17 protein-coding genes are annotated in these 25,154 nt (G+C 46.6%); 10 read left to right on the top strand and 7 right to left on the bottom strand.

Annotated elements, in window-relative coordinates:
• Window positions 1-12: 12 nt before the first annotated feature.
• The 9 genes from mrdA (at window position 13) to ACOMHB_RS06390 (ending at window position 11,236) form a co-directional block, all read left to right on the top strand.
• Window positions 13-1,878: a penicillin-binding protein 2 gene (gene mrdA / locus ACOMHB_RS06350; protein WP_422132482.1), complete on the top strand. Its 1,866-nt coding sequence runs from the start codon at window positions 13-15 to the stop codon at window positions 1,876-1,878.
• A complete protein-coding gene (gene rodA, locus ACOMHB_RS06355; RefSeq protein ID WP_422132483.1) occupies window positions 1,875-3,023 on the top strand; it encodes a rod shape-determining protein RodA in 1,149 nt (382 codons plus the stop codon). Before mrdA ends, rodA begins: the two co-directional genes overlap by 4 nt.
• Before the next feature lie 498 nt (window positions 3,024-3,521).
• Window positions 3,522-4,619, top strand: coding sequence for a lytic murein transglycosylase B (gene mltB, locus ACOMHB_RS06360; protein WP_422132484.1), 1,098 nt, complete (start codon window positions 3,522-3,524; stop codon window positions 4,617-4,619).
• A 133-nt stretch (window positions 4,620-4,752) separates the two neighbouring features.
• Window positions 4,753-5,577 (top strand): septal ring lytic transglycosylase RlpA family protein, encoded by an 825-nt coding sequence (locus ACOMHB_RS06365; protein ID WP_448215945.1) that lies wholly within the window; start codon window positions 4,753-4,755, stop codon window positions 5,575-5,577.
• Between the two features lie 239 nt (window positions 5,578-5,816).
• A complete protein-coding gene (locus tag ACOMHB_RS06370; protein ID WP_448215946.1) occupies window positions 5,817-6,965 on the top strand; it encodes a D-alanyl-D-alanine carboxypeptidase family protein in 1,149 nt (382 codons plus the stop codon).
• An 85-nt stretch (window positions 6,966-7,050) separates the two neighbouring features.
• A complete protein-coding gene (locus ACOMHB_RS06375) occupies window positions 7,051-7,317 on the top strand; it encodes an HP0495 family protein (protein ID WP_422132487.1) in 267 nt (88 codons plus the stop codon).
• Window positions 7,317-7,970 carry a lipoyl(octanoyl) transferase LipB gene (lipB, locus tag ACOMHB_RS06380; RefSeq protein ID WP_448215947.1) on the top strand — a complete coding sequence of 218 codons (654 nt, stop codon included), beginning with the start codon at window positions 7,317-7,319 and terminating at the stop codon, window positions 7,968-7,970. The genes ACOMHB_RS06375 and lipB overlap by 1 nt, the downstream gene beginning before the upstream one ends.
• Before the next feature lie 401 nt (window positions 7,971-8,371).
• Complete coding sequence (gene lipA, locus ACOMHB_RS06385; protein WP_448218609.1) at window positions 8,372-9,391, top strand: lipoyl synthase; 1,020 nt, start codon at window positions 8,372-8,374, stop codon at window positions 9,389-9,391.
• A gap of 225 nt (window positions 9,392-9,616) precedes the next feature.
• Window positions 9,617-11,236 (top strand): hypothetical protein, encoded by a 1,620-nt coding sequence (locus tag ACOMHB_RS06390; RefSeq protein WP_448215948.1) that lies wholly within the window; start codon window positions 9,617-9,619, stop codon window positions 11,234-11,236.
• On the opposite strand, the gene ACOMHB_RS06395 is transcribed toward ACOMHB_RS06390, so the two are convergent.
• The 6 genes from ACOMHB_RS06395 to ACOMHB_RS06420 form a co-directional block, all read right to left on the bottom strand.
• Entirely contained in the window at window positions 11,225-11,830 is a 606-nt protein-coding gene (locus ACOMHB_RS06395; RefSeq protein WP_448215949.1) for an RING finger domain-containing protein, read from the bottom strand. The genes ACOMHB_RS06390 and ACOMHB_RS06395 overlap by 12 nt on opposite strands.
• Window positions 11,831-11,984: 154 nt before the next feature.
• On the bottom strand, window positions 11,985-13,688 hold the full coding sequence (locus ACOMHB_RS06400) for an F-box/WD repeat-containing protein (RefSeq protein WP_448215950.1): 1,704 nt from the start codon (window positions 13,686-13,688) through the stop codon (window positions 11,985-11,987).
• A gap of 243 nt (window positions 13,689-13,931) precedes the next feature.
• The gene (locus ACOMHB_RS06405; RefSeq protein ID WP_448215951.1) at window positions 13,932-15,629 is read right to left on the bottom strand and encodes a WD40 repeat domain-containing protein; all 1,698 of its coding nucleotides are present in this window, start codon (window positions 15,627-15,629) and stop codon (window positions 13,932-13,934) included.
• A 322-nt stretch (window positions 15,630-15,951) separates the two neighbouring features.
• Window positions 15,952-17,763: a WD40 repeat domain-containing protein gene (locus tag ACOMHB_RS06410; RefSeq protein ID WP_448215952.1), complete on the bottom strand. Its 1,812-nt coding sequence runs from the start codon at window positions 17,761-17,763 to the stop codon at window positions 15,952-15,954.
• A gap of 296 nt (window positions 17,764-18,059) precedes the next feature.
• The gene (locus ACOMHB_RS06415) at window positions 18,060-19,889 is read right to left on the bottom strand and encodes an F-box/WD repeat-containing protein (protein ID WP_448215953.1); all 1,830 of its coding nucleotides are present in this window, start codon (window positions 19,887-19,889) and stop codon (window positions 18,060-18,062) included.
• A gap of 266 nt (window positions 19,890-20,155) precedes the next feature.
• Entirely contained in the window at window positions 20,156-21,943 is a 1,788-nt protein-coding gene (locus tag ACOMHB_RS06420; protein ID WP_448215954.1) for a WD40 repeat domain-containing protein, read from the bottom strand.
• Between the two features lie 533 nt (window positions 21,944-22,476).
• On the opposite strand from ACOMHB_RS06420, the gene ACOMHB_RS06425 reads away from it, so the two are divergent.
• Window positions 22,477-23,244: a hypothetical protein gene (locus tag ACOMHB_RS06425; protein WP_448215955.1), complete on the top strand. Its 768-nt coding sequence runs from the start codon at window positions 22,477-22,479 to the stop codon at window positions 23,242-23,244.
• Here the strand turns inward: ACOMHB_RS06425 and ACOMHB_RS06430 are convergent.
• Window positions 23,194-25,125, bottom strand: coding sequence for an F-box/WD repeat-containing protein (locus ACOMHB_RS06430; protein ID WP_448215956.1), 1,932 nt, complete (start codon window positions 25,123-25,125; stop codon window positions 23,194-23,196). The two genes, ACOMHB_RS06425 and ACOMHB_RS06430, sit on opposite strands and share 51 nt — an antisense overlap.
• Window positions 25,126-25,154 lie beyond the last annotated feature (29 nt).

Below are 25,154 nucleotides of genomic sequence, written 5' to 3' on the forward strand. Positions count from 1 at the left end.
ACAGTTATACAGATGCCGGTGAATACCTTAAAGGACCACAAAGCAGAGCAACGGATTGTCAGCATTCGAGTCTGGTTAGCACTGGTCTTCACGATCCTTTTAGTCATGGTGCTGATTTCCAGACTTTTCTATCTGCAGGTGGTTCAATACGATGAACTGGCCACCCAGTCGGAAGAAAACCGTGTTCTTTTGCAGACAGTGCCTCCGGTTCGGGGACTGATCTATGACCGAAATAACCGATTGCTGGCAACCAACCGCTCCAGTCAGACACTGGCTATTGTTCGGGAGCGCGTAGAAGATCTTGATCAGCTGCTCGACGAGATTGCCCGGTTAATTACTGTTACCGAGACTGAGCGCAGTCGTTTCCTGCAGCAGATAAAACGACGCAGGCCTTTTGAATCGGTCCCCCTCAAATTTCGGCTGAACGACGAGCAGGTTGCGCTGATTGCTGTAAACCAGTTTCGCCTGCCGGGTGTCGAGATTAATGCCGAACTGGTTCGTGAATACCCTGAAAGCGACGCTTTCGCCCATAGTGTCGGTTATGTGGGGCGAATCAACGAGCGTGAGTTAAAAAACCTCGATCCGGCTCTCTATAACGGCACATACACTGTCGGTAAGATCGGTCTGGAACGTTTTTATGAGCCTGTACTCTTAGGTAAGCCGGGCTACCAGGAAGTTGAAGTCAATGCCCGTGGTCGGGTGACCAGGGTTCTGAACCGGGTTAATCCCATCCCTGGCAAAGATTTGCAGCTGTTTATTGATACCGATCTGCAAAATGCAGCTATTCAGGCAATGCAGGGAAGAAGGGGGTCCGTGGTGGCTCTGGATCCCAAAACTGGTGGTGTCATGGCTATGGTCAGTAATCCGGCGTTCGATCCCAATCTGTTTGTGACCGGAATCGATTACGCTACTTTCAATGATCTGAATACGGACATCGAAAAGCCGCTCTATAATCGTGCGACATTGGGTGAGTACCCGCCGGCTTCCACGATCAAGCCTCTGGTAGCTCTGGGTCTGCTGGACAATAACGTGGTGGATAAGAATGACAAAATCTATGACAAAGGTTGGTTCCAACTTCCGGGCAGTGAGCACCGTTTCCGTAACTGGAACCGTAAGGGTGACGGCTGGATTGATCTGAATCGGGCAATCCTGCGTTCCAACGATACTTTTTTCTACAAGGTGGCTGAAAAAATGGGGATTGACCGTCTCCATGATTTTCTCAGCCAGTTCGGGATGGGGCGCAGTAGCGGTATTGACATTCATGAAGAAAGAGCAGGTTTGCTGCCTTCAACAGAGTGGAAACAAGGCGCTTATGGTCAGCCCTGGTATCCCGGGGAAACGGTGATTGCCATCATTGGCCAGGGCTACATGCTGACGACTCCCATGCAATTAGCAGAACTGGTTACCCTGATTGCCAACCGGGGGAAACATGTTGAGCCTCGTCTGGTGAAAGAAGACATTCCGGAATTGCAAAGCCCCGAATGGGGGGACGACATTGAGCTGGATGACCAGCATTGGGGGTTGGTCATCAATGCTATGGAAAAAGTGGTCAGTTACAATCGGGGCACGGCTTACTGGCGAATTGGTCGTGGCCTGAAGTATCGAATGGCAGGAAAAACAGGTACTGCCCAAGTGGTCAGTATTCCTCAGGGTGAAGAATATGATGCTGAGAAACTCAAGGAATTCGAGCGGGACCATAGTCTTTTTGTGGCCTTTGCGCCTGTTGAAGATCCCCAGATAGCGATGGCTGTGGTATTGGAGAACAATAATGGTGCTGCCAACATAGCCCGGGAGGTGATGGACTTTTATCTCCTTCCCAAACTCGCCAGGGCCGAACAGGAGAAAACCAGTGCTGAAAACAAGGGGACCGCACAATGACCGGCCAGGATTTTGTTCGTCAGCTGAATGAAGGACAGGGCTTTCACAGGGCACCGGACTGGTCAGAGCGTCTGCATATCGACTTTATGCTGACAGGGTTTGTGGTCATTGTTTGTGGAGCCGGTCTGTTCGTTCTATACAGTGCCAGTGGACAGGATATGAGCATTGTTATTCGACAGGCCGTCTATATGCTCATTGGTTTTGTTGGAATGATCATCATTGCCCAGGTTTCACCCCGACTGCTGATGCGGTTGTCACCATGGATATATGTTGGCGGTGTCATTCTCTTGGTCGCTGTGCTGTTTCTGGGCATTCATTCCAAGGGCGCACAGCGTTGGATTCAATTGCCTTTCATACGGTTTCAGCCCTCAGAAATCATCAAGCTGATTATGCCGATTGTGGTGGCGAGTTATCTTTCGAAACGACAGTTGCCACCTTCTCTAAAAGATATTGCGCTGGTACTGATTCTGATTGGTATTCCGGTCGTGTTGATTGCCAGGCAGCCCGACCTGGGGACCTCCCTGCTGATTGGTGCTTCAGGTCTGTTTATATTATTGCTGGCCGGGTTGAGGAAACGGCTGATTTTTTCTGCCATTATGCTGGCTGTTCCTTCTGTTTGGGGCTTCTGGCACTTTGTCATGCTCAATTATCAGAAGCAGCGGGTATTAACCTTTCTCAATCCCCAGAGTGATCCCTGGGGTGCGGGCTGGAATATTATCCAGTCAAAAATTGCCATAGGATCGGGTGGGCTATACGGCAAGGGCTGGCTTTTGGGAACTCAGTCGCATCTGGATTTTCTGCCGGAAAGTCATACTGATTTTATTATTGCAGTGCTGGCAGAAGAGTTCGGCCTGATGGGATGTCTGGTTCTTCTGGCATTATACGCACTGATTATTGGTCGAGGCCTGTTTATAACGCTCAAGGCTCAGACTCTGTTTGGCAGACTGCTCGCAGGTAGTATTACACTGACGTTTTTTGTCTACATCTTCGTTAATATTGGTATGGTGAGCGGCCTGCTCCCCGTGGTCGGGGTACCTCTGCCTCTGGTCAGCCGGGGAGGGACCTCGCTGGCTACTCTGATGGCTGGCTTTGGTCTGTTGATGTCGATACACACTCATAAAACATTTCTGGGGCAAAGTCGATAATCACAGAGAAAGCTTTTTTCCATAAGTTATGCCAGTTGTGCTTTCTAACTCCCGTGATGAGCATGGAGATTGTTATGCAGGCTTGCTGGCTCTGTTTTACGTTAGATGCTGTTTGCATGAGCTATAATGAGAATCGACCCGTTTTTCGTAGGGTCTGGAATGTTCGTCATGCGACCACTTCAGTCTAAGGGCATCCTGCGGGCAATGACTATTGCCGGTCAGGTCAATGTCCTTCACAAAACTCTTTCTCCCTTATCAGACTCTGACAGGCAGGAAGACTCTCCGGTGAGTCCCTGCCGCAGGGAGCGGTATCTTAAGATCCTTTCAATCTCACGGGAGAGTTCCTTATATCGGTTTTTCTGCACTGAGAAAACGACATTTAACTTAAACTGCGCCGGTATGCTAGTTGTCTCTTCATGACTGCTGTAGAGTAGAGGTTATCCCGTATGAAGTTATATCAGCTAACGACATTCACTTGAGTAGTAGCAGGGAGGGTTTATGGCCTTAAGAATGGTAAAAGAATTTTTAGGACTGCCGACATTTCGACTCATGACGGCGGGCATATTATTCAGCGGCTGTCTTCTTTCAGGATCGGTAACGGCCGGTGCTGAAAAGGTGGTCGATAATCAGCCTGACTATGCACTTCAACCGGAGGTGAAGGCGTTCATTGATGATCTGGTGAAGAACGAACAGTTTTCCCGTAAGGAACTGCAAGACATTCTGGGTAAGGCAAACAAGTCTGAAAGAGTGCTTGAGTTGATCAGCAGACCTGCCGAGAAACGTCTGGAGTGGAAAGACTACCGGAAAATTTTCATGACCCCGGAGCGAGTAGACCTTGGCGTGGACTTCTGGGAGGCTCACGAGAAAACACTCTCAAGAGTTGAAAAAGAGTATGGTGTGCCTGCAGATGTTATAGTCGCCATTATCGGAGTAGAGACATACTATGGTCGACAGACCGGTGGGTTTAAGGTTCTTGATGCTCTTTCTACCCTGAGTTTTGATTACCCTCCGCGAAGCAAGTTTTTCACACAGCAGCTGAAGGAGTTTCTGATTCTGACCCGTGAGCAGGAGCTGGATGCTTCAGACCTGACCGGCTCTTATGCCGGAGCCATGGGTATACCCCAGTTTATGCCCTCCAGTTACAGGGCTTATGCAGTAGATTATACCGGAGATGGTCAGTCCAACATCTGGAAGCATGAAGAAGATGCAATTGCCAGCGTTGCTAACTATCTCCGGGAAAACGGCTGGAAAGTTGGCAAGCCTATTGTCAGTAAAGCTAAGGTTACCGGAACCAAATATGAGAAAGCTGTGTCTGATTCGGTCAGACCGCAAAAAACTCTAAAGCAGCTTGAAGGTTCTGGCTGGCATCCTGAAGCTCTTTTACCAGAGACCGCCAAGGCAGCTGCTATCAAGCTTGAAGGTGACAAGGGGCCGGAGTACTGGCTGGGGATGCATAATTTTTATGTCATCACGACTTATAACCGCAGCAAGCTTTATGCAATGGCGGTTTATCAGCTAGCAAGTGATGTAAAAACAGGCTATATAACATCAGCGTCAAAGTCTGCGAAGACATTAGCAGGAAAGCAGTCTGAATAGTCTGATCCTCCCGGTTCATCAGTGAAGGTACCGTTTTTATGCCCGAGTCATAAAAACGGTATTCTTTTTTGCCTCGCGGGTATTCATTCAGGCTCCTGATCTCAGGCAGAATAACGTAAAAGCACCCTATTTTATGAAATCGATAATCAGAGCAAGATCTATAGCAGGAAGCCTTCTGGGACTCACCTTTCTCCTCTTAAACGGTTGTGTCACCGTTGAGGACGGGCCTCCCACCGAGAAAAGGGATGTCAGTCAGATTCCTGATGCGATTCCTGTCACCCATGATGGTCAGTTCAAGGATTCTTCCTATGAACTCAATGATGTGACCTATACCCCTATGAAGAGTGCCAAAGGCTATCAGGAAAAGGGCAAGGCCTCATGGTATGGCACCAAGTTTCATGGCAAGCAGACGGCTAACGGTGAAGTTTACGATCTCTACGGTATGACTGCGGCACACAAGACTTTGCCCCTGCCTTCCTATGTCAAGGTCACTAACAGTCACAATGGCAAGTCGGTTGTACTTCGGGTCAATGATCGCGGACCATTCCACGGCGATCGGATTATAGACCTCTCTTATGCTGCTGCCGTTAAGCTGGGGTTCGCCAAGAAAGGAGTGACTGATGTGTTGGTAGAGGGGATAGATGTCAGGTCTCTTGCTGCCGCCAAAGGCAATGAAGCGGTTAGCGGGAGCGGTAATAATCAACTGCTCTTTGTACAACTGGCTGCGCTGAAGAATTATCACTATGCCCAGATATTGCGTCGACAGGTGGCTGAGACCATAGGCAGTGATATCAGAGTGGTGAAAGGGGAAGAGGAGCCTGATCCTTTTTACCGTGTCAGGATTGGGCCGGTGCAAACGATTGAGCATCTTGAAGAACTGCTTGAGAAGCTGGATGAAGGCGATTTTGACGTGCCTTACCTGATTTATGAAGAGGTTACTGAGGCTTCCGGGAAGTAGTTTGAGTCAGTCTTTTTAGTCGGCCAGACCGATATGCCAGCGTGACCTGACAGACTTTCACTGATCAGGCAATGAGCACATTACATTCTATTTTCAATGCTTCTCTTAAACTCCTTAGTCGGTAACATTATAATGGCCGACAACTGTGAATTTCAGAGCTAATTTCTATAATGATCAAACGATTAAATCCTGTCCGAGCCAACCATGAGCGATTGAAAAGGTTAGCCGGATGGGTGTCCATGCTATTTATTCTGGCGACCGGCGCTGCTCGTGCTGAAGTCGCTGCCCTGATTCCTGCGGCACCCAAGATTGCTGCCAACAGTTTTATATTGATGGATGCCGACAGCGGTGAGATCCTGGCCTCCGAGAATGCGGATGACCCTGTTCACCCTGCCAGCCTGACCAAAATGATGACTGCTTACATTGCCGAGGTTGAGCTGGCGTCAGGCAATATTCATCGTGATGATGAAGTGCTGATCAGCGAAAAAGCCTGGAAAATGGGCGGCTCAACCATGTTCATTGAGGTGGGTGAGCGGGTTCCGGTACAGGAGCTGTTGAAAGGTATTATTATCGTCTCCGGTAACGACGCCAGTGTCGCCATCGCTGAACATGTTGCCGGCAGTGAAGACGCCTTTGCCGAGCTGATGAACAGTACCGCCGAGCGACTGGGGATGATTAACTCCAATTTTGTCAATGCATCGGGCTGGCCTGCGCCTGATCACTATTCCTCTGCAAGGGATCTTGCGATACTGTCTCGTCATATCGTCAAGGATTACCCTGAGTATTACGAGCTTTATGCTGAGAAGTATTATCAATACGGTACCAACAAAAAAACCGGTAAGCCATTGCGTCGTCAGCCTAACCGAAACCGTCTGTTATGGACTAACCCTAATGTTGATGGTCTGAAAACAGGGCACATTGAGGCCAGTGGTTTTGGTCTGGCAGCTACCGCAAAGCGCGATGGGCGTCGTCTGATTACTGTTATTCTGGGTGCCAGAGGTGAGAAGCAGCGTGCTGCGGAGGCACAGAAACTGCTGACCTATGGTTTCCGTTTCTTCGAAAATGTTGATGTTAAAAAAGGTGGCGTAACCCTTGAAACTGTGAAGGTCTGGAAAGGCACACAAGATCAGGTAGACGTCGCCATCGACAAGGATCTGATTGTCACAGTGCCCAGGCATACGGGTAAGAAGCTGAAAGCGACTCTGAATATTGATCCAATTGTTGAAGCCCCTGTTGAAGCTGGCCAGCAGCTGGGTACACTGAAAGTGACTATCGATGATGAAATTATCAAAGAAGTCCCTCTCAGAGCAGAGACTGCGATAGAGCGTGGTGGCTTCTTCAAACGTCTGTGGGATAGTATCGTGCTGTTCTTTAAAGGACTGTCCTGAACATTCAGTGGCAGCAGTGAGTGAAATGCCCGTACCTTCAGGCTCGCAGAATCTGAAGGTATTTCATTTATCATCAGTGTAAAAAATGACCGATCAAGAAGCGCCAAAAATTGAATTTCCCTGCGATTACGAGATCCGTATTGTGGGTAATGCCGCTGTCGATTTTCAGAAGGTTGTCTGCGCTATCGTCAAGCAGCATGCACCGGATTACGATGGCAACTTCCGGCTGAAAGAGAGTCGAACTGGCAAATACACCTCGGTTATGGTGACTATTCGGGCCACCGGAGAATCTCAGCTGAAAGCGATCTTCGAAGATTTGAAAGCGACCGGCCGGGTGCAAATGGTACTTTGATGAAACTGAACATCCGCTACTTGGGCAGGCAGCCTTATGAGCCAGTATTCGAGGCCATGAAAGCATTCTCCGAACAGAGAGATGAGCAGACGGTTGATGAGTTCTGGTTTGTCGAGCACGACCCTGTCTTTACTCAGGGTCAGGCCGGCAAGCCAGAACATGTTCTGGCACCCGGAGATATTCCTGTGCTCCAGGTGGACCGTGGAGGTCAGGTCACTTATCACGGTCCGGGTCAGCTGGTGGTCTACTTGCTGATGGATGTTCGCCGCTCAGGCAGTGGTCCCAGGCAGGTGGTGTCAGCTATTGAGAGGGCCATCATCAAAGTACTGTCAAGCTATGGTATAGAATCCTGTGCCAGACCTGACGCTCCTGGCGTTTACATTGATGGAGCAAAAATTGCCGCCCTGGGGCTGCGATTCAGGCAGATGAAAAGTTATCATGGACTGAGTTTCAATCTGGATATGGATCTGGAGCCGTTTACCCGTATCAACCCCTGCGGTTACAAGGATCTGCAGGTCGCCCAGCTCAGGGAATTTCAAAATCCTGTGCAATGGAATGAAGTGAGCAATCGCTTACTTGAGTGCCTTATGGAGGAACTTGGGTATAATGAGGCTCAGACAGTAAAGGAAGCAACAGAGTTTGATCTGGCTTAGGAGCCTGTCTTCAATTCAAGAGAGTGAGCGGCTTTACCAGTTTCGCCGTAAAGCCTCGCCCAATGCGGGCGGGGATATAAGGCGGGAACGCGTAGAGCGTTCCGGTTGAGTGTTTGTAGGTAAACTGCTACCTTTTGTCCTGTCTCTTGTAGACCTACCGTCGGGCAGACGGGATGTTAAGTCTGTGGAGTTTGTGTGAGACTTGGGGAGCATGGGGCTAGGCGCCCCCGTTGATTCGCCATCGTAAAAGCTCCCACTGTGGAACTTTTATGCGATAACCAAGCCTGTTCCCTGAGCAACGAACTATGAAACAGAAACGTTCTTGAGCGATCAAGAACCCTCGCCCGATAGGGCGGGGAGTGTCAGAAACCGGTACAACCGACCAACATGACTGGGACTCTATGACCGATAACAACCTGATTCCAACCGTCCAGATTCCGGCTGTTACTATTCAGAGTGGCGAGAAGTTCGTCAATGAAAAAGGCATTACCGCCATCAAGAATGGCATCAAAGCCAGCAATCGCTCCGATGAAGCAGTTCAGCCTTTTATGCGCAAGCCGGAGTGGTTGAGAATCAAGCCCAGTTACGGCAGTAAGTTCAAAGAAGTCCAGGGGACGGTTCATGAGCACAAGCTGAGTACCGTTTGTGAAGAAGCCATGTGCCCCAACATTAATGAATGCTGGAGTTCCGGTACCGCTACTATCATGCTGATGGGCGATGTCTGTACCCGTGCCTGTCGCTTCTGTGCGGTGAATACTGGTAACCCCAAAGGCTGGCTGGATAAAGATGAGCCAGACCATACGGCCAACAGCGTAAAATTAATGAACCTGAAATACCTGGTTCTGACCTCTGTTAACCGTGATGATCTGGAAGATGGCGGTGCCGGTCACTATGCCGCCGTCGTAAAACGTGTAAAGGAAGTTAATCCTGAAACCGACGTTGAAGCACTGACACCGGATTTTCTCGGTATCCTGGCGGATGTGGAAACAGTGGTCGACAGTGGTATTGCCGTTTTTGCTCAAAATGTTGAAACCGTTAAACGACTGACACATCCTGTTCGTGACCCGCGTGCCAGCTACGAGCAGACGCTCAATGTTCTGGCCCACTCCAAAAAATATCGTCCAGACGTACTCACTAAAACCAGTCTGATGCTGGGTCTGGGTGAAACCGAGGAAGAGATAATTGAGACAATGGATGATCTCAGGGCCATTGATTGCGATATCCTGACCCTGGGGCAGTACCTTCAGCCCACCAAAAACCATTTACCCATTGAGCGTTACGTGACCCCTCAAGAGTTTGAGAAATATCGTCAGTGGGGCCTGGAAAGAGGTTTTGTTGAAGTCGTAGCCGGTGCCCTGGTACGTTCGAGCTATCGTGCTGAGCAGGTGTTGCAGAAGAATAATGTCGGTCTGGGCTCATGAGTGACAGCAAATAATCACTTATTCATTTCCTGGTTCAGTGATTTTCAACGTGCTATCGCCACGGATGGTCAACACGTTATCGAATGAGCGTAAAACCCCAAGATGGGTATTCTTCCGTTTCATTGGATAATGTGGTTCGTGTGAACCGTCGATTTCGATTAATCTCAAAACACAATGATGCACTACACTAGGTTCCCTATAGACGTCTCACAAGGAACCATGGAAATGATTAATTTTCGGCGTTGTTTTGCTTTTTTAATCCCTCCTCTATTTTTCTTAGAGACTCTTAACCTGCAAGCTCAGATCACCACTCAATCTACAACCGCTGTTCCTACAACCTCTATTCCTGCCCCCCCGCTAACGGTACTATGCGATTCTCTTAAAGGTCAGACGACAGGGGTTCAGGAGCGGCTAAACGATTATAGAGACCTTTTTAGCGGACGACAGTGCATTGTTCTCAGTACCAACTCTTCAGAGAATTTAGGTAAGTTTATAAATGAGGTTCCAAAGAACACCGTTATATTGCTCTCTTCCGAAACTGCTTCTGGCGCAACGCTTTCTCCATCCGTTATTACCCCCTCATCAGGTAAAATTCAGGTTGTATATCTAATTGACAGTAAAATAGTTTTGAAGGATGGTCAGGACATCATCGGGGCTCCAAATGAAGGTTACGAAATCGTCATCTCGCCTGATGAAAGTTATACAGATTCATATATGATCACGCTCGGGTCCCTTAAGTACTTTAGTTTCGATGAAACAATGGACAGCCGTATAAGACACATTACTTTCCAGCCAACTGCACCTAATGGCCGCAATCCAATTGGTACTATTATTACAGCACGTTGTATTAACCGGAGACTGTTTGTAGAAGACAACGTATTCAATCTCAATTGCCAGAACGGAGTTAGAATTGATTGCAGACTTCCTCTGGATGCATCTGTCGATTTTAGGCACCAGGGTCCGAGCCTGAGTTTTGACAATAACATGGTGACTGGTTATACCATCGAATCACGGCGCCGCGACTGTATTCCCAATGGAGGGCTATTTGTTAAACTTCCCGCCATCAATAAACGGTTCATGGCGATCGGTGTTTACGGGAACAAATTCCAGCGCAAGATGGGGTGGGTGGCTGAGTTACATATTGGACCGGGAAGCAGTATCGATATCTCTGGAAACGAGATCGACATTGACAATACAGGTGAAATTGTGTTCAAAACTGTGTCGCCGGGATATAAAAAAGAACAGTTTGGTTTCTCTCTTGTCGGTCATTCGGATACCAATGAAGAACCTCCTTTTTATGCACTCACGCGCAATCAGATCCGGGTAAAAAATACAGCTTTAGATATCAAAGGAATCGTTAAGCTTGCCCTTGCTTGCAACCACTTTCAGGCAGTCAAACTCTGGCGACAAGAGCAGCATGAATACAGCATTAAAAGCGCAGATACACTCCTTTGGGCATATAATTGCGAAAGCTTCGTGAATCCAGGCAATGCAACTACCGGCCCACTCACATTTTCCCAGCATGTGAATATCGCATTGAATACCTGGGCACCCATCGAGAATTCTAGAACCAGTGCTTTAAGTGGACTGACCAACTTCGAGGGGCAATTCTTCTTTAACTCATCAGACTGCCTGTATTTCCCGACACCCATCGAGAATTCCACAGCCGTTGCTTTAGTTGGAATGGCCAACTTCGAGGGTCAATTCTACTTTAACTCATCAGCCTGCCCGACAGTCTATTCGTCCTCTGTTACTCCTTCCGGGCAGGCCTCCACTTCATCAGCAGGTGTCATGACGACTTTGTTGGGTGTCATGACCAGTCTTCGCGTTTCTTTATGGGTGTAGATTAGTTAAGGGCCAAGTTCCGCCAACGAGTGCACCAACAGTAAAACCAGCAAAATGAGAAGCAGCAAGGTAGCTATAACTTCCAAAAGCTACAGGACAACAGGCAAAGCCAATAGCCGCACCTGCCAACCCGAAAGGTCTTAAGTCAGCCAAGCTATTTCCCGCTCCAAAAGCAGATCCAGTTACAATAGCTGTACTTACACCAGCAGCCAAAGCAGAGTCAACAGCAACAGTCCCAGCCAAACCAGTGCCGAGGCTAATAGCGCCGAAGGCACCAATAAAGGTTGCTGCAGTAAGAGCAGAGCTAGCAGCACTAATAAAAGTATAATTAGCAATTTGAGAAATTTTTCTGATAACCCGTTCATGCAATGGACGAGCAGGAGGCATATTCTCAAGAATAAATGACGGCTCTTCAAATCTACAAATAGGACATTTCTTAGATTGGTCAAACCATTGAGCAATGCATTTTCTTCCAAAGACATGAGTCTCATGACACGAGAGAAATACTTTATCATGACATCGAAGATTTTCAGTATCATTTTCATTAAAAGTCCCGAAACAGATTTGACATACATCCGTAACATTCATCTTCATAAAATAAACTCCATTTTTGTTGATTGGTTAATGATTAGATAAAAAACCGGGAGAAAAGTTCACCAAATTTTATGACCTATCCTGTGACAAGCTATTATTTACCTGCGGTTGACAGAGATATTCAAAAGTTGATTCAGCAAGTTAGAGCAAACGATCAGTCCTTCATTGATAGTTCAGTGATTTTTGCCGTGTCATCGTCATGGATGGTCAACACATGGCCATCGGCGCTAAAGATGGCTGTCCTGATCCCTTCGCGATGAGAAATGGCGGCTTTTATTTTCCATGATCCATCGCTTACCAGGCCACAAATTTTCACCGTTTTATGGTTACCGGCAGCGACCAGATGGCGGTCATCGAGGCTAAAGGTTGCTAATATGACATCACCATAGGCATGTGAAATAATGGCTTTTTCTTCCCAGGATCCATTGTCCTTATGGCCATATATTTTTACCTTGCTATCTTCACCTCTGGTGATCACATGGCGGCCATCGACGCTAAAGGTTGCTGATATAATTTTCAAATAGTGGGAGATGATCATTTTTTCTTCCCACGATCCATCGTCCTTCTGGCCATAGATTTTTGCCACTCTGTCTATACTGCGGGTGACCACAGAGCGGCTATCGGAGTTGAAGGTGGCTGAGAAGACCCAATCATCGTGGTAAATAGTGGCTTTTTCTTCCCATGATCCATCGTCCTTCTTGCTGTAGATTATCGCTCTGCGATCGTCACTGGAGGTCACCAAGTGGCGGTTATCGGCGCTGAATGTCGCTGAGTTGATGTCTTTATTATGGGAAATGATGGCTTTTTCTTCCCATGAACCATCGGCCTTGAGGCCATAGATTTTCACCTTGTGATCGATACTGCGGGTCACCACATGGCGATCATCGTCGCTGAAGGCGGCGGATTGGACCCATTTATCATGGGAAATAATGGCTTTTTCTATCCATGAACCGTCGTTCTTCTTGCTATAGATTTTCGCCTTGCCATCAAAACTGGCGGTCACAACATGGCTGCCATCGGTGCTGAAGGTGGCTGATTGGAGCGATTTATCATGGGAAATAGTGACTTCTTTTACCCATGAGCCATCGTCCTTCTTGCCATAAATTTTCGCCTTGTTATTTTTAGTGGTGATCACTACAAAGCGGCCATCGGTGCTGAAGCTGGCTGAGCAGAGCGAGTCGTCGTGGGAAATAGTCACTTCTTCCCATGATCGTTCGTCCTTCTGGCCATAAATTATCGCCTTGTCATCTCTATAGACAGCCACCACATAGCGGCCATCGGCACTGAAGGTGACCGATTTGAAACAGTAATCATGGAAGATAGTGCCTTTCTCTTCCCATGATCCATCGCTCTCCTGGCCATAGATTTTCCATGTTCCGGAGTCACAGGCGATCACCAGGTGGCGTCCATCGTCGCTGAAGGTAGCTGAGTTCTCTCGACTGCTACAGGGGATGCTCGCTTTAGTCTCTAATTTAAATGCCTTACATTGACACATCAGTTTAGTGAGAGTGGAAAAAAACAGAGCAGGAAAATAAATACTCGCCTGGCGATCCATGATTGACTTAACTAATGCCTCATCCTTTGTAAAACGCTGCAACCATTTCTGGAGTTCATCTTTATCTTTTGTAGTGACAATTTTCTTTAGTCGAGCCTGGTGTGATGAAGCCAACCGGCGATAACATGCCCTTGCCATTGCATCATCATTTTTGAGCCTGTTGTTAATGGATGAATTTACCCGTGTTAACAGGGCAATATCACGAGCCTGCAAATAAGTAAAAATTTTGGATTGTATATCCTCGGGTAAATCGAGCAATAATGAAAACTCATTCTTGTCACGTGCAATGACGTTCCTGCCCATAGTGGTACAACTTGGTCTATCTGATGGTGGTTGACCTGGTTTTGATGAGGGTGGAGTACTTCTAACGTAATTGTTATTCAGGCAATCCATAGTTTGTTTTCCATCGTTGTTATTTATCCCTGATTGGCGAGGATATTCACAATTGATTCTGCAGCTTAGAGTCGGTTTTAGTAGGAAAGTTCACAGGATTGATCTAATCGTTACCAATAAGAAAACAGGACTTTGTTTTGGGAAAATGATCAGTCATTCATCCATCCATAGCTCACTGATTTTTGCCATGTTATTGCCATGGATGGTCAACACATGACCTTCGGCGCTAAAGATGGCTCGTCTGATCCCTCTGCGATGATAAATGGTGGCTTTTTTTTGCCATGGTCCATCGCTTACCTGGCCATAAATTTTCGCCATTTTATCGCTACCAACAGTGACCAAATGGCGGCCATCGACGCTCAAGTTTGCTGATATGACATCATCGTGGGTAATGATAGCTTTTTCTGCCCAGGAGCCATTGTCCTGATGGCCATAGATTTTCACTTTGCTATCTCCACCGCGGGTGATCAAATGGCGGCTATCGAAGGTAAAGGTTGCTGAACAAATATACAAATAATGGGGGATTGTCGTTTTTTCTTCCCATAAGCCATCGTCTTTCAGACCATAGATTTTCGCCTTTTTATCTTTACTGTGGGTGACCACAGAGCGGCTATCAGGGCTGAAGGTGGCTGACCAGACACAATCATCATGGTTAATAGTGGCTTTTTCTTCCCATGATCCATCGTCCTTCTTGCCAAAGATGATCGCCCTGCCATCCTTACTGGCGGTGACCACACAGCGGCTATTGGGGCTGAAGCTGGCTGAACAGACTCCATCATCATGATAAATGATGGCTTTTTCTTCCCATGAACCATCGGCCTCCAGGCCATGGATTTTCACCTCGTTATCGGCACTGCGTGTCACCACATGGCGGCCATCGGCGCTGAAGGTGGCTGAGTCGACCCGGTTATCATGGAAAATAATGGCTTTTTCTGCCCATGACCCATCGTTCTGCTTGCCATAGATTTTCGCTCTGCCATCAAAACTGGCGGTCATCACATAGTGGCCATCGGCGCTAAAGGTGACTGAGCTTAAAAAATTATTGTGGCGAATGATGGCTTTTTCTAACCATGACCCATCGGTTAACCGGCCATAAATTGTTGCCTTGCCATCTTTACTGGCGGTCACTGCATAGTGACCATCGGCGCTGAAGGTGGCTAAGCGTAACGAATCGTCGTTGGAAATAGTTTCTTCTTCCCATGATTGTTCGTTCTTCTTGCCATAAATTTTCGCCTTGCCAACTATGGTGGTGGTCACTACATAGCGGCCATCGGCACTGAAGGTGGCAGATCTTACATAGTCATCATGGGAGATAGTGCCTTTTGCTTCCCATGATCCATTGCTCTCCTGACCATAGATTTTCCATGTTTTAAAGTCACAGGCGATCACTAAGTGGCGGCCATCGTCACTGAAGATAGCTGAGTTCTGTTGACTGCTACAGCGGATGTTGGCTTTAGTCTCTAATTTAAATGCCTTACATTGACACATCAGTTTAGTGAGAGTGGAAAAAAACAGAGCAGGAAAATAAATACTCGCCTGGCGATCCATGATTGACTTAACTAATGCCTCATCCTTTGTAAAACGCTTTAACCATTTCTGGAGTTCATCTTTATCTTTTGTAGCGACAATTGTCTCTAGTCGAGCCTGGTGTGATGAAGCCAACCGGCGATACCACGCCCTTGCCATTGCAGCATCATTTATGAGCCTGTTGTTAATGTCTGAATTTGCCCGTGTTAATTGGGTAATGTCATGAGCCCGCAAACAGGTGAAAATTTTGGATTGTATTCCCGGGGGCAAATCGAGCAATAATGAAAACTCATTCTTGTCACGTACAAAGACGTTCCTGCCCATAGTGGTACCAGTTGGTGTATTTGATGGAGGTTGAACTGATGTTGATGAGCGTGGAGCAGTTTCAGGGGAATTGTTATTTATGCAATCCATAGTTCGTTTTCCATCGTTGTTATTTATCCCTGATTGGCAAGAGTATTCAAAATTGATTCTGCAGCTTAGACTCGGTTTTAGTAGGAAAGTTCACACTATTGATCTAATCCTCAGTGGGGTCTGGAAAGAGGGTTTGTTGAATTCCTGGCGGGTGCTCTGGTGCGCTCAAGTTATCCTGCTGAGCGTTGCAGAAGAATAATGCAGATCTTGGCTAATGAGTGACAGCAAACAATTAGTCATTCATCTGTAGTTCAGTGATTTTCAACGTTCCATCACCATGGATGGTCAACACATGGCCGTCTGTGCTGAAGGTGGCTGATTCGATGGAACTATGATGGGAAATGATGGCTTTTTGTTCCCAGGTCCCATCACTCTGTCGGCCATAAATTATCGCAGTGCCATCTCTACTGGCGGTGATCACATGTTGGCTATCGGGGCTGAAGGTGGCTGAAAAGATCCAATCATTATGGTCAATGGCGTCTTTTTCTTCCCATGATCCATCGTCCTTTTTGCCGTAAATTATCGCTATGCCATCGTCACTGGAGGTCACCAAATAGCGGCTATCAGGGCTGAATGTGGCTGAGTTGACCGTATCATCATGGGAAAAGATGGCTTTTTCTTCCCATGAACCATCGTCCTCCAGGCCATAGATTGTCACAATGTGATCGTCACTGATCGTCCTCACATGGCGACCATCGGGGCTGAAGATGGCTGACCTGACACAATCGTCATGGGGAATAATAGCTTTCTCTATCCAGGATCCATCGTTATTCTTGCCATAGATTTTTGCATTGCCATCAAAGCTGGCGGTCACCACATAGCGGCCATTGGTGCTGAAGGTGGCCGATGCTACTAACATATCGTGGGTAATGATGGCTTTTTCTGTCCACAAGCCATCGTCCCCCTGGCCATAAATTTTTGCCGTGCCATCTCCACTGGCGGTCACCACGTAGCGGCCATCGGTGCTGAAGGTGGCTGATTTGACCCATTTATTATGGGAAATAATGGTTTTTTCTTCCCATGATCCTTCGTCTGTCTTGCCATAGATTTTCGCCTTGCCGTCTCCACCGGCGGTCACTACATAGCAACTATCGACGCTGAAGCTGGTTGAGCAGACCCATTCATCATGAGAAATAGTGGCTTTTTCTTTCCATGATCCTTCGTCATTCTTGCCATAGATTTTCGCCTTGCCGTCTTTACTCCAACTCGCGACATAGCAGCTGTCCGGGCTGAAGGTGGCTGAATTGACCCAGTTATCATGGGAAATAGTGGCTTTTTCTTCCCATGATTGTTCGTCCTTCTGGCCATAAATTTTCGTCTTGAAATCGTCAGCAGCGGTTACTACATGGCGGCCATCGGCACTGAAGGTGACCGAACTGAGACGGTTATCATGACAGATAGTGCCTTTTGCTTCCCATGATCCATCGCTCTTCTGGCCATAGATTTCCACCGTTTTACAATCCCTGACGCTCACCAGATGGCGACCATCGGTACTGAAGGTAGCTGAGCCGGTCTCGCCATAACAGGGGATCTCGCTATAACAGGGAAGGGTGGCTTTTGTCTCTAATGCAAATGTTTTACATTGAGTCATCAGTTTTGTGAGAGTGAAATAGAATAGGACAGGAAAGTGAATACTCGCCTGGTGATCCATGATTGACTTAACCAGTGCTTCATCCTTTGTAAAACGCTTTAACCATTTCTGGAGTGCATCTTTATCTTTTGCAGCGACAATTGTCTTTAGTAGAGTCTGGTGTGATGAAGCAAAATGGCGATACCATGCCTTTGCCATTGCAGCATCATTTTTGAGCCCGTTGTTAGTTTGTGAATTTGCCCGTGTTAATTGGGTAATATCATGAGCGCGCAAATAGGTGAAAATTCTGGATTGTACTTCCGGGGGCAAATCGAGCAATAATGAAAACTCACTCTTGTCACGTACAATGACGTTCTTGCCCATAGTGGTACCACTTGATGTATCTGACGGAGGTTGACCTGATGCTGATGAGGGTGGAGTAATATCACAGGAATTTTTATTTATGCAATCCATTGTTCGTTTCTCTTTCTCCGTAGATAGTGTTTAACCTTGAATAGCGAGGATATTTAATATTGATTCTGTGATTTTGACTCGGTTTTAGTATTAAAGTTCACTATCTATCTCTGAACATGCAATGTGAAGTTTGATTTAAAAATCGGGACTACTGAAATGTGAGTTTTTCTAAGATATCAGCAGGCATTAGCCGCACAAAGCAAGATCGAAGCTAATCAGAAATTTTGGTATGGCCAACGAAATCTTCCACCTGATGCACCTTCGGTACACGGCTGAATGGAACAGCGAACCATCATTCATTCATTCATACTTAGTTCAGTGATATTCGCCGCATGATTGTAGATCAACACCAGGGCATTGGCGGTGGGGTTGGATGTTCGGTCGATGGTCAATACCAGGCCATCGTTGCTGAAGGTGGATAACAGGACAGTACCTTGATGTGAAAGGGTGGCTTTTTCTACCCATGATCCATCGCAGTTCTGACCATAAATTTTCGCCTTGCCATCGAAACCGGCAGTAACCACATGGCGGCCATCGACGCTAAAGGTGGCTGATCTAATACTATCGCCATGGGAGATGATGGCTTTTTCTTGCCATGTTCCATCGTACTTCAGACCGTAGATTTTCAACGTGTGATCTTCACTGCGGGTGATCACATGGCGGCTATCAGCGCTGAAGTTAGCTGATACGATCCAGTGTTCATGAGAAATGATGGCTTCTTCTTCCCATGAACCATTGTCTTTCTGGCCATAGATTTTCGCCTTGCCATCGAAACTGCCAGTCAACACATGGCGGCTATCGGGGCTGAAGGTGGCTGAGTTGACCCATTTATCATGGGAAATAGTGGCTTTTACTTCCCATGATCCATTGTCAGTCAGGCCATGGATTCTCACCTTGTGATCGCTACTGGCAGTCAATATGAAGCCGTCATTGGCGCTGAAGGCTGCTGAGTAGAACCAGCTGTTATAGAAAATAGTGGCTTTTTCTTCCCATGACCCATCATCCAGGCCATAGATTTTCACCTTTTTATCTCCGGAGCGGGTGAACACGTAGCGGCCACTTGCGCTGAAGTCAGCAGAGTGGACCTGGTCATCGTGAGAAATAATGACTTCTTCTGCCCATGACCCATCGTCCCTCAGACCATAGATTTTCGCCTTGCCATCTTCACTGGCCGTCACTAGATAGCGATTGTCGGCACTGAAGGTGGCTGAGTTGACCCAGTGACCATGGGAAATAGTCGCTTTTTCTTCCCATGATCCATCGTCCTTCTGGCCATAAATTTTCGCCTTCTTATCGTAACTGGCGGTCGCTACATAGCAATTGTCGGCGCTAAAGGCGGCTGATTTGATAAAGCGATGATGGATAATAGTCGCTTTTTCTTCCCATAATCCATCGTCATTCTTGCCACAGATTATCGCCTTGTAATCGTTATTGACGGTCAACAGGTAGCGACAATTGGCGCTGAAGGTGGACGATATGACGTAGTCATCATGGGAGATAGTGCCTTTTGGTTGCCATGACCCATCGTCCTTTTGGCTGAAGATTTTCATCCATGTGTCGTCAGTATGAGCCAATACATGGCGGCCATCGGCGCTGATGACAGCTGATTTTAACCCACCATCACAGATGAGGCTGGCTTTTGTCTCTAATTTAAATGTTTTACATTGAGACATCAGATTAGTGAGGCTGAAAAAGAACAGAGCAGGAAAATAAATACTCGCCTGGCGATCCATGATTGACTTCACTAATGCCTCATCCTTTGTAAAGCGCTGCAACCATTTCTGGAGTTCATCTTTATCTTTTGCAGTGACGATTGTCTTTAGTAGAGCCTGATGTGATGAAGCAAACCGGCGATACCACGCCCTTGCCATTGTGGCATCATTTTTGAGCCTGTTGTTAATGGATGAATTTGTCTGTGTTAAATGGGCAACATCACGAGCCTGTAAATAAGTAAAAATTTTGGATTGCATATGCTCGGGTAAATCGAGCAATAATGAAAACTCATTGTCATCACGTACAATGACGTCCTTGCCCATAATGGTACCCATTGGGGTCACTGATGGCGGTTGTTCAGGTGTTGATGAGGATGGCGCACTTCTAAAGGATTTGTTATCTATGCGATCCATTGTGTGTTTTCCATAGTTGTTATTTATCCCTGATTGGCAAGGGTATTCAAAATTGATTCTGCAGCTTAGAGTCGGTTTTAGTAGGAAAGTTCACACTATTGATCTAATCGTAACGAACAGAAAATCAGGACTTTGATCCGGAAAAATGATCAATCAGTAGAAAGTGGGTTTCTGTCTTTCAGCAGGTGCAGAATGGCCTTCCGGGTCAATAGCTGTAATCCACCAAAAACCATTTATCCATTGAACTAACAAGTGATAGCAAACCATCAATCATTCATACTCAGTTCAGTGATGTTAGTCTTGAAATCGATGGTTAAGACAAGTCCATCGGCGCTGAAGGTGGCTGATTGGACAGTACTTTGATGGGAAATGGTGGCTTTTTCTTGCCATGATCCATCGCAGTTCTGACCATAAACTTTCGCCTTTTGATCGAAACTGGCAGTGACCACATGGCGGCCATCGATGCTAAAGGTTGCTGATCTGATATCCCTGCCATGGGAGATGATGGCTTTTTCTTGCCATGATCCATCGTTCTTCAGGCCGTAGATTTTCACCTTGTTATCTTCACTGAGGGTGATCACATGGCGGCTATCAGCGCTGAAGTTAGCTGATACGATCCAGTGTTCATGAGAAATGATGGTTTTTTCTTCCCATGATCCATTGTCTTTCTGGCCATAGATTTTCGCCTTGCCATCGTGACTGCCAGTCAACACATGACGGCTATCCGGGCTGAAGGTGGCTGAGTTGACCCGGTAATCATGGGAAATAGTTGCTTTTACTTCCCATGATCCATTGTCAGTCAGGTCATGGATTCTGACCTTGTGATCGCAACTGGCAGTCAATATATAGCGGTCATTGGCGCTGATGGCTGCTGAGCGGAAGTGGCAATCATGGAAAATAGTGGCTTTTTCTTCCCATAACCCATCGGCCTTCAGGCCATAGATTTTCAGCTTTTTATCTCTGCCGTTGGTGAACACATAGCGGCCACTTGCGCTGAAGGTAACCGAGAGGACTCGGTCGTCATGGGAAATAATGGTTTTTTCTGTCCATGACCCATCGTCCTCCCGGCCATAAATTTTCGCCTTGCCATCTTTACTGGCAGTCACTACATAGCGGCTATCGGCGCTGAAGGTTGCCGAATCGACGTGACAATCGTGATGAATGATGGCTTTTTCTACCCATGATCCATCGTCAATCAGGCCATAAATTTTCGCCTTATGATCGAAACTGGCGGTCACTACGTAGCGATTGTCGGCACTGAAGGTGGCTGAGTTGACCCAGTTATCATGGGTAATAGTCGCTTTTTCTTCCCATGATCCATCGTCCTTCTTGCCATAGATTTTCGCCTCGCCATCTTTACCGGCGGTCACCATGAAGCGGCTATCAGCGCTGAAGGTGAAGGATCGGATATGGTCATCATGGGAGATAGTGCTTTTTCGTTGCCATGAACCATCGTCCTTTTGGCCGAAGATTCTCAAAGTGCTCTTCTCAACTTCTCTTATCACCAGATGGTCGCCATCGGGGCTGAAGGCAGCTGAGTTCATCCCATGACTAAGGAGGCTGGCTTTTGTCTCTAATTTAAATGTTTTACATTGAGACATCAGATTAGTGAGACTGAAAAAGAACAGAGCGGGAAAGTGAATACTGGCTTGGCGATCCATGACTGACTCCACCAATGCTTCATCCTTTGTAAAACGCTTTAACCATTTCTGGAGTTCATCTTTATCTTTTGTGGTGACGATTGTTTTTAGTAGAGTCTGGTGTGATGAGGCAAACCGGCGATACCACGCCCTTGCCATTGCAGCATCATTTTTGAGCCTGTTGTTAATGCATGAATTTGCCCGTGTTAAATGGGCAATATCACGAGCCTGCAAATAAGTAAAAATTTTGGATTGCATATCCTCAGGTAGATCGAGCAATAATGAAAACTCATTCTTGTCACGTTCAATGACGTTCTTGCCCATAATGGTACCCATTGGTGCAACTGATGGAGGTTGTTCAAGTGTCGATGAGGTTGGCGTGCTTCCAAGGGATTTGTTATCTATGTGATCCATTGTTCGTTTTCCATAGTTGTTATTTATCCCTGGTTGGCAAGGGTATTCAAAATTGATTCTGCAGCTTAGAGTTGGTTTTAGTAGGAAAGTTCACATAAGTACTCAACCATACGAAATCATATTTTCTGACTTCTTGTTCAGGCACTCGCGGCAACTGCTCCTGCGTTGCTCTAGCTCCTGCATCCATGCAGTCGTGATGCGTTGCAACTCTGGTCATATAGCTTGCTATGTTCCCGTCTTGTTCACAGATTTGTTAATCGCACTGACTTCAATGTTATGAACTTACGTTCCAAAACCGACTCAAAACTATTGAATCAATTTTAAATATTCTTGCTAGGAGCCTGACCGAGAATAGCGCCCGTAGCGAGGACGGCAGAAAATTGAGGATGAAAATTCGGTTTTGTGAGGAGAATAGCGAGCTATTTGACGAACAAAAGCGGATTTTCAGACCAATTTGCTGCCGCCGCAGTAGGGCAGACTATTCTCGGTCAGGCTGCTAGGTGAGAACGAAGCTAACTAAAGAGATATTAAATATGAATAATGTAGATAACAATTCCGGCATTGTTGCTTTATTTTCACCAAAGCCTGAGAAGCAATCACCAGAGGCTGTCTGCTTCGGAAGAACTACAACGGCATCTGGCAAAATTGATTCTTCATCGAGGCGTGCCGTCAACGGAGGTGATCCTGATCACTCAAGTCAGAGGTTGGGAGCGGTTGCCAGCACCAGCACATCACTCGAACAGAGAATAGTGTCTAGCCAGGAGAGCACCGAAATAGACGCAGCAAACAAAAAAGCCCGGGAAACTGTGAAAAAAATCATAAATTACTTAGATAATTTGAAACAAGAATATCTAATTAATAAAGATAGGTGTAGTAGAAATACAGCTCCTGCTCAGGATATCCAAGTACTTGAGAATGTCATCCAATTACTTGGATATCTTGAACCTCGCAATATTTCAAAAAGTCAAAAAATTAATGATGGGACGTGCAGTTCTCAACTATTTAATTCTTATTATGATGTTAGTTATGAGGGTGAGGTGCTATTTTCTGTTACCAATACTCTTAAAGATAATCGAGATGGCTTTTCTGGTGCAAGTTGGTCTCTGGCTACTGAAACCACACCCTTATTTGATGAACTCTATTATGCTCCTGGTGCCCCCGGTTATCAATCTGCAAAAACTGAATTTAAGGCATTACAGACCAAATCGTTACTTAATGATCCAATGCTCTCAGTTATTGAGAATCATGAATCAAAAGAGGCGACATTTAGTGTGAAACAGAGAGTATTCATTGACTCTTGACTTGCCCGCGCTGTGGATGAACAACAAACGGTCATCGGCGCTGAGGGTCGCTGATCGGATAATACCAGGATGGGAAATGCTGGCTTTTTCTTCCCATGATCCATCGCTCTTATGACCATAAATGTTCACTGTTCCATCGTAACCGACAGTGACCACATAGCGGCCATCGACACTAAAGGCTGCTAATCTGATACCCCTATCATGGGAGATGATGGCTTTTTCTCTCCATGATCCATCGATCTCCAGGCCATGGATTTTCACCGTTAAATCTTTACTGCAGGTGATGACATGATGGCAATCGGGGCTGAATGTCGCATAGTAGACACTTTTGTTATGGGAAATGATGGCCTTTTCTTCCCATGAACCATTGTCCTTCTTGCCATAGATTTTCGCTTTGTTATCCAAACTGGCGATCACCAGATGGCGGTTATCGGCGCTGAATTTGGGTAAGTAGCCGCTTTTTATATGGGAAATGGTGGCTTTTTCTTGCCATTGTCCGTCTTTATTCTGGCCAGAGATTATCGCCTTGCTATCGTTACTGGAGGTTATTAAACAGCGATTATCGGGGCTGAATGTGACTGTCTTGACCTTTGCATTGTGGGAAATGATGGCTGTTTCTTCCCATGATCCATCGGCATCCAGTCTATGGATTTTTGTACTGCCATTTTTTCTGGTGATCACCACATGGCGGCTATCAGAGCTGAAGGTGGCTGAGGCAAAATGGGGAATAATGGCTATTTCCAGCCATGACCCATCGTTCTTCCTGCCATAGATTTTCGCTTTGCTATCCAGGCTGGCGCTTACCACGTAGCGGCTATCGGGGCTGAATCTGGCTGTGCAGAGAATGTCATCATGGGGAATGATGGCTTTTTCTGCCCAAGACCCATCGTCACTCTGGCCGAAGATTTTTGCCCTGTGATCCCAACTGCAGGTTACTACACAGCGACCATCTTTGCTGAAGGTGGCAAAATCGACCTCATCATCATGAGAAATAGTGGCTTTTTCTTCCCATGATCGTTCGTCCTTCTTGCCATAGATTTTCGCTTTGCCGTCGTTACTGTAGGTCAACACATGGCAGCTATCGGGGCTGAAGGTGGCTGAGCGGACCCAGTATCTGTGGGAAATAGTGGCTTTTTCTTCCCATGATTGTTCGTTTTTCTTGCCATAAATTTTCGCCTTGCCATCCATGCCAGCGGTCACTACATAGTGGCTATTGGGACTGAAGGAGACTGATCTGACTTCCCTGTCATGGGAGATAGTGCCTTTTGCTACCCATGATTCATCGCTCTCCTTGCCATAGATTTTACAGGTTTTGGAGTCACAGGCGGTCACCAGGCGGCGTCCATCGGCGCTGAAGGAAGCTAAGTCCTCTGAAGTGTAGGGGATGGTGGTTTTAGACTCTAATTTAAATGTTTTACATTGACACGTCAGTTTATTAAGAGTGGAAAAGAACAAAGCAGGAAAGTGAATACTTGCCTGGCGATCCATGATGGAATTGATTAATGCTTCATCCTTTGTAAAACGCTGCAACCATTTCTGGAGTTCATCTTTATCTTTTGTAGCGACGATTGTCTTTAGACAAGTCTGGTATGATGAAGCCAACTGGCGATACCACGCCATTGCCATTCCATCATCATTTTCGAGCCTTTTGTTAATGGATGAATTTACCCGTCTTAAATGGGCAATATCACGAGCCTGCAAATAAGTAAAAATTTTGGATTGTATGTCATCGGGTAAATCGAGCAATAATGAAAACTCTTTCTTGTCACGTTCAATGACGTTCTTGCCCATAGCGGTACCACTTGGAGTATCTGATGGTGATTGACCCGGTGTTGATGGGCGTGGAGTAATACTGCAGGAGCTGCTATTTGAGCAATCCATAGTTTCTTTTCCATGGTTGTTATTTATCC

Source organism: Endozoicomonas sp. 2B-B (assembly GCF_053470045.1).